Source organism: Streptomyces sp. NPDC050738 (assembly GCF_040654175.1).
Lineage (GTDB): Bacteria > Actinomycetota > Actinomycetes > Streptomycetales > Streptomycetaceae > Streptomyces.
This window is the reverse complement of sequence record NZ_JBFAHN010000016.1, coordinates 185,112-191,218: the sequence shown is the minus strand read 5'-3', so window position 1 is coordinate 191,218 and position 6,107 is coordinate 185,112. Positions and strand designations below refer to the sequence as shown.

General features: G+C 70.0%; 5 protein-coding genes. All 5 read right to left on the bottom strand.

Annotation, left to right across the window (positions count from 1 at the left end; translation table 11 throughout):
- Positions 1–327: 327 nt before the first annotated feature.
- The 5 genes from AB0H78_RS31765 to AB0H78_RS31745 all read right to left on the bottom strand — a co-directional run bounded on the left by AB0H78_RS31765 (position 328) and on the right by AB0H78_RS31745 (position 6,019).
- Positions 328–2,844, bottom strand: coding sequence for a SpoIIE family protein phosphatase (locus AB0H78_RS31765; protein ID WP_363238155.1), 2,517 nt, complete (start codon positions 2,842–2,844; stop codon positions 328–330).
- 181 nt (positions 2,845–3,025) lie between these two features.
- Positions 3,026–3,430, bottom strand: coding sequence for an ATP-binding protein (locus tag AB0H78_RS31760; RefSeq protein WP_363238137.1), 405 nt, complete (start codon positions 3,428–3,430; stop codon positions 3,026–3,028).
- 117 nt (positions 3,431–3,547) lie between these two features.
- A complete protein-coding gene (locus tag AB0H78_RS31755) occupies positions 3,548–3,952 on the bottom strand; it encodes a (deoxy)nucleoside triphosphate pyrophosphohydrolase (RefSeq protein ID WP_363238136.1) in 405 nt (134 codons plus the stop codon).
- A gap of 22 nt (positions 3,953–3,974) precedes the next feature.
- Positions 3,975–4,154, bottom strand: a complete 180-nt coding sequence (locus AB0H78_RS31750) for an SPOR domain-containing protein (RefSeq protein WP_363238135.1) — start codon at positions 4,152–4,154, stop codon at positions 3,975–3,977.
- 152 nt (positions 4,155–4,306) lie between these two features.
- Positions 4,307–6,019, bottom strand: coding sequence for a hypothetical protein (locus AB0H78_RS31745; RefSeq protein WP_363238154.1), 1,713 nt, complete (start codon positions 6,017–6,019; stop codon positions 4,307–4,309).
- Positions 6,020–6,107: the final 88 nt, after the last annotated feature.

Sequence of the window (6,107 nt, the reverse complement as noted above, 5' to 3'; positions counted from 1 at the left end):
GCGCCCGGTGAAGCCGCGCGGCGGCGGGGGCAGCAGCTCGGGGGGGGGGCGCCCCCGGACCCCCGCTCCTCAAACGCCGGAGGGGCTGAAATTGCCCGGCGTGCGCTTCCACGTGCAGACCCAGGGGCGCGGGGAACTGCGCGACCGGCCACAACGCATCCGCGCGTACAAGCGAAACCGAAGGCCGCTTACGGGGGCGCAGGGGGCGAAGCCCCCGCACAACGGGGCCCACGGGGTCTGGGGCGGAGCCTCAGTTTCGGGAAGGGGCGGGGTGGGGAACAGCCCGCTCAGCGGCCCCCCGCCCCAGGTCCCGCCCCAGCCCCAGCCCTAGTACATGCTCAGCAGCTGGTCCACCGAGAGCTCCGCCGGCCCCGCCCCGTCCGGCAGCGCCAGCTCGAACCAGACCGTCTTGCCGCGCGGGGTCCGCCGGGACCCCCACGCCGCACTCAGCAGGCCCACCAGCTGCAGGCCCCGCCCGCCCTCGTCCGTGTCCCGCGCCCGCCGCCGCCGCGGCTGGACGAGGCCCGCGTCCCAGACCTCGCACACCAGGGTCCGGTCCCGCAGCAGCCGCAGCCTGATCTCGCCCTCGCCGTAGCGCAGCGCATTCGTCGCCAGCTCGCTCACCAGCAGCTCCACCGTGTCGGTCAGCGCCTCCAGACCCCAGCTCTCCAGCTGCTCGCGCGCCAACTCCCGTGCCCGGCCCACCGACTTGGGCTCCCGCGCCAGCGTCCAGTCGCCGACCGCCTCGGCCGGCAACCCCTGGATGCGGGCCATCAGCAGCGCGATGTCGTCCTCGCCGTGCCCGGTGTCGAGCGTGGTCAGTATGTGGTCGCAGACGTCTTCGAGCGCCGGTACGGGGTCCACGAGCGCGCCCCGCAGCTGCGAAAGGCCCTCGTCCAGCGGATGGTCCCGGGACTCGACGAGCCCGTCCGTGTAGAGCGCGAGCAGCGCGCCCTCGGGGAGTTCGACCTCGACCTCCTCGAAAGGTTCGCCGCCGACGCCCAGCGGCATCCCCGGTGGTACGTCCAGGAGCAGCGGCTCCTCCCCCGGTTCGACGACCAGCGGCGGCAGATGCCCGGCGTTGGCGAAGGTGCAGCGCCGCGTGACCGGGTCGTAGACCGCGTACACGCAGGTCGCCAGATAGACCTCCGAGAGGTCCGCCTCGCGCGACTTGTGTGCGGCCCGCGAGGCCTGTTGGGCGCCCCCGGGAGCGCCGAGGCCCCGGGCGATCTCGTCGAGCGCGGAGAGGACCTCGGCCGGCTCCAGGTCGAGCAGCGCCAGCGTCCGTACCGCCGTGCGCAGTTCGCCCATCGCCACCGCGGCCCGCAGGCCGCGGCCCATCACGTCGCCGACCACCAACGCCGTACGGTGGCCCGGCAGTTCGATGACGTCGAACCAGTCGCCGCCGACCTCGGTCTCCATGTTGCCCGGCAGGTAGCGGCAGGCGATGGTGAGCCCCGCCGCCTCCGGGTCGCCGGGTGGCAGCAGCGATCGCTGCAGTATCAGGGCCCGTTCGTGCTCGCGCCGGTAGAGGCGGGCGTTGTCGATGCAGACGGCGGCCCGCGCGGCCAGCTCCACGGCAAGCGCACGGTCGCGCTCCCCGAAGGGCTCGCTCCCCTTCGTACGGGCGAACTGCACCAGACCGACCACCGTGTCGTGCGCGACCATCGGCACGGCGAGGGTCGACTGCACCAGGCTGCCTTCCGCGCCGGGCACGGCCTGCAGCCGCGATTCGCGCAGGGCCTTCGCGTAGGGCGAGACGAACGGGTAGCGGTGTACGGCACCGAGCGGGGGCGCCGCCCCCTCGTCGCCGTCGCCGTTCTCCAGCGGCCCGTCCGACACGGCACTGGCGATGGCGACCCTGCGCAGTTCGGCGGAGCCGTCGGCGTGGCCCGGGCCGGCTTCGTCGCCTGCGAGGAGGCCTTGGTAGAGATCGACGGCGGCGAGGTCGCAGAAGCCGGGGACGGCGACGTCGAGGAGCTCGCGGGCGGTGGTCTCCAGGTCGAGGGAGTTGCCGATGCGGGCGCTGGCCTCGTTCAGCAGGGCGAGGTTGCGGCGGGCGTTGGCCGCCTCGCGCGCCGCGACGTGGCGGCGTGTGACGTCCGTGCCGAGCCCGGCGACCCCGATGGGGCGGCCGGCTCCGCTGTGCACGCGGTAGAGGTTGACCGACCAGTGCCTGCGATCGGTGGAGCCGGGGGCGGAACCCAGCAGCTGGAGGTCGGTGACCGGGTCGCCGGTCTCCAGTACGCGTCTGAGGGCGGCGGTCATCCGCTCGGCCTCGGCGGGTGCGAGGTAGTCGTGGACCGTGCGGCCGCGGTGCTCGTCGACCTCGCCCCCGAAGAGCGCGGCGAAGCGCTTGTTGGCGCGCTGGACCGTGAGGTCCATACCGAAGAGGAGGAAGCCGAAGGGAGATTGGCCGAAAATCGCCTGCGAGGAGGCGAGGTCGGTCTCGATCTGCCGGAGCACCCGGACGTCCACGACGATGCACACCGCACCGCGCCGCCCGCTGGGCGTCTCGCTCGGCATGACGTACAGCTCGGCTATCCCGTGCGCATGCTCCTCGCCCGGCATCCGGAACGGGACCAGGCCCGTCCACTCCTTGCCGTCGAGGATCTCGGCGACCCTGCCGCGCCCGCGTCCGTGCAGCTCGGCGGGCATGAAGGCGTCCACCGGGTCTTTGCCCACGGCGTCGCGTGCGGCAACGCCGAAGAGCTCCTCGGCCCGGCGGCTCCACTGCTCCACCAGTCCGTCGGCCCCGATGGAGAAGGAGGCGACTCTGATGTAGTCGTAGATCGAGCCGGGCGGGCTGCTCTGCCACACGACGTCGCCCGCCGTGCCCGGCATCCCAGTAGTCCCAGGTATCTCGCTCACGCGACCGTCCCCTCCAGCTCAAGCACACCGGACCGGCCTTGGACCGCAGTATTCAGCACTACGGCCCCGGCAGGCACGGTGTTCACGATCACAGCACGGTCTCAGTCCCTTTCGGACAGCCGTGACGCGTGATCGCACTCGTCCCACCCGTCTACTAACCAGGCTGGGCCAGCTCGAACCACACCGTTTTGCCTGTTCTCCCCTTGCGGGTCCCCCAGCGCTGTGCCGAACAGGCCACGAGCTGCAGTCCGCGGCCTCCCTCGTCGTCGGGTCCGGAGGTGCGTTCGCGGGGCGGATCCGGAAGCGGATCGGAGACTTCCACCAGCAGAACGCCGTGATCCAGGCGTACGAGACGCACGCCGATCGGCCCGGAGGCGTACCGCAGCGCGTTCGTGACCAGCTCACTCACCAGAAGGACCGCGACATCGCCGAAGGCCGGAAACAGTCCCCAGCCGCGCAGGGCGTCGCGTACCGCGTGGCGTGCGACGCGTACGGCACCGGGCTCAGCAGGAAAGGTCCACTCGGCGCAGTCGCCTTCGGTGTCGATCACGCCGACCACTTCCCAAGACCAGCAATGGACCTGCGTCCTATTTCAGGGGGTTAATCAGCAGATACCCGAAATCAGCGCCGAGCTATCGGGCCATATGGCGCACAGTGGCACGAACGGCGCATTACGTCAGCCGTGCGCCCCCTCGGAGAGCCGCCGCGCGGCCTCCTTCACGGCGGGCCTGTCCTGCTCGAGCCAGTCCACGGAGTCGATCTCGTCCGGGCCCAGCCAGCGGAGCTCGTCGTGGTCCTGGAGGGGCTGCGGCTCTCCGGCCGACAGCCGCGCGGTCCACACCTGGAGGACGAGGCCCGGCTTGAGCGGCCATGCACCGGGGATGCGCTCCAGGATCCCGGCCTCGACGCCCAGCTCCTCGCGCAGCTCCCGTACGAGTGCCTCCTCGGGGCTCTCCCCCGGCTCCACTTTCCCGCCCGGCAGCTCCCAGCGGCCGGCCAGCTCGGGGGGCGCACTACGGCGCGCGGCCAGCAGCCTTCCCCGATCGAAGAGAGCTCCGCCCACGACTACGCGATCAGTCATGGACGGAGCCTACTGAAGTGCACTAATGCGTGGTCTGGCCGATGCGCTCCACCCAGTAGAGCTGCTTGTGGCCGCGGCCGTCGAGAGTGGTGACGACCTGGTCGGCCTCGCCCTTGCTGGCATAGCGGCCGACGCGGTAGCGATTGCCGTTGTCGTCCTGCCGTATCACCAGCCAGGGCAGGAGGACGTCACTGTCGTTCATCGCACGGCCCCGTCCGCCGGAGTGCAGGTCAGTAATGATCCCCAGGAAACCTCACTACGCATATGCCCGAGCGTACGCCTGACCTTTACTGAGCGGATATGTCTTTTCACCAAGAGGTACTGGAGGGGTGCGCATCCGGCCAATGACCGCGCTCAGGCGCTCCGGACCGGCATCGTCGGCATGGGCATGAGCACCGGCCCCGCGGAGGTGTCCGTACGGCAGACATCGCCGCAGGTCGCATCCAGTGAGCAGCAGAGCGAGCAGATCGGGCCCGACTGGACGGGGCAGTCGGCGACGTCCGGGAGTTCGTATTCGGTGTCGCAGACCGCACAGGTGTGGGTGGCGGTGATGTCCTCGACCTCCACGTCGGGACCGCTCACCGTGTTGGGGCGGGCCAGGTAGTACTTCCCCTTGGTCGCCCAGGCGATCAGCGGGCAGAGCGTGACGGCCAGACCTGCGGCGATGAAGGTGGAGAAGGCTTCCGCGTACTCACCGAAGACACCGAAGAACGCGATGATCGAGACCGTCGACGCGATCACCATCGCGCCGAATCCGGCCGGGTTCACGGCATAGAGGTAGGCGCGCTTGAATTCGATGTACTTGGGGCTCCAGCCCGCCCGCTTGTTGATGACCAGGTCGGCCGCGACGGCCGCGATCCAGGCGATGCCGACGTTGGAGTAGAAGCCGAGGAGCTTGTTGAGGGCCGCGAACATGTTCATCTCCATCAGCGTCAGCGCGATGGCGAGGTTGAGGAAGATGTACCAGACCCGGCCCGGGTGCTTGTGCGTGATGCGGGAGAAGAAGTTGGACCAGGAGAGCGAGCCGCTGTAGGCGTTCGTCACGTTGATCTTGATCTGGGACACGATGACGAAGATCGCGGCCGCCGGGAGGCCGAAGGAGCCGAGCCAGGGCTTGAGCGCCTCGATCTGCGGGGCGATCGGCTCCAGGGCGTGGGTCTTGCCGACCGCTTCGAGCGCGGCGAACGCCAGGAGTGCGCCGCCCAGTTGCTTGGCCGCGCCGATGATGACCCAGCCGGGGCCCGCGGCGAGCACCGCCAGGTTCCACTTGCGCTTGTTCGCCTCGGTCTTGGCGGGCATGAAGCGGAGATAGTCGGCCTGTTCGCCGATCTGCGCGATGAGGGAGAGGGCGACCCCCGTGCCGAGTCCGAAGCCGATCCAGGAGAAGCCGGAGCCCGCGCCTTCGGTGCCGCCGAAGGAGGAGAACGCGGAGAAGGTGTCCGGGGAGTGGAAGGCCAGGACCAGGAAGGGCAGGACCATGCCGATCAGCCAGATCGGCTGGGTCCAGGCCTGCACCTTGGCGAGCGCGCCCATGCCGCGGAAGACGATCGGGATCACGATCAGCGTGGTGATCAAGTACCCGAACTGGACCGGGAGTCCGACAGCCTGATGCATGGCCTGCGCCATGATCGAGCCTTCGAGGGCGAAGAAGATGAAGGTGAACGAGGCGTAGATGAGGGAGGTGAGGGTGGAGCCGAAGTAGCCGAAGCCGGCGCCGCGTGTGAGCAGGTCCATGTCGACGCCGTACTTGGCGCAGGCGCGGGCGATCGGGATGCCGGTGACGAAGATGATCGTCGCGGCACAGAGGATCGAGGCCAGACCGCTGGTGAAGCCGTACGTGAAGACGATCGAGGCGCCGATCGCGAAGTCCGCGAGATAGGCGATCCCGCCGAGCGCGGTCGAGGCGACCATCGTCGGGGACCAGCGCCGGAAGGAGTGCGGCGCATAGCGGAGCGAGTAGTCCTCACGGCTCTCGTCGGCGGCGAGCTTGGCGTAACTGCGCTTGCTGGGCGGCCCGTCGGGTGGGGCCGTGGTCGTGGCGCTGCTGGGCGTCGCGGTGTCCGTCATCTGCGGCTTCCCGTCTCTCGTCGTCCGGGGTGCGGGTACGACGAGAAGGTAGGAGCCGGACATGACAATTTGTTGCAAGCGGTGATTG

Coding starts and splice junctions, on each gene's coding strand:
- AB0H78_RS31745 (WP_363238154.1), bottom strand. CDS start 6,019: ATGACGGACACCGCGACGCCCAGCAGCGCCACGACCACGGCCCCACCC.
- AB0H78_RS31755 (WP_363238136.1), bottom strand. CDS start 3,952: ATGACTGATCGCGTAGTCGTGGGCGGAGCTCTCTTCGATCGGGGAAGG.
- AB0H78_RS31750 (WP_363238135.1), bottom strand. CDS start 4,154: ATGAACGACAGTGACGTCCTCCTGCCCTGGCTGGTGATACGGCAGGAC.
- AB0H78_RS31765 (WP_363238155.1), bottom strand. CDS start 2,844: ATGCCGGGCACGGCGGGCGACGTCGTGTGGCAGAGCAGCCCGCCCGGC.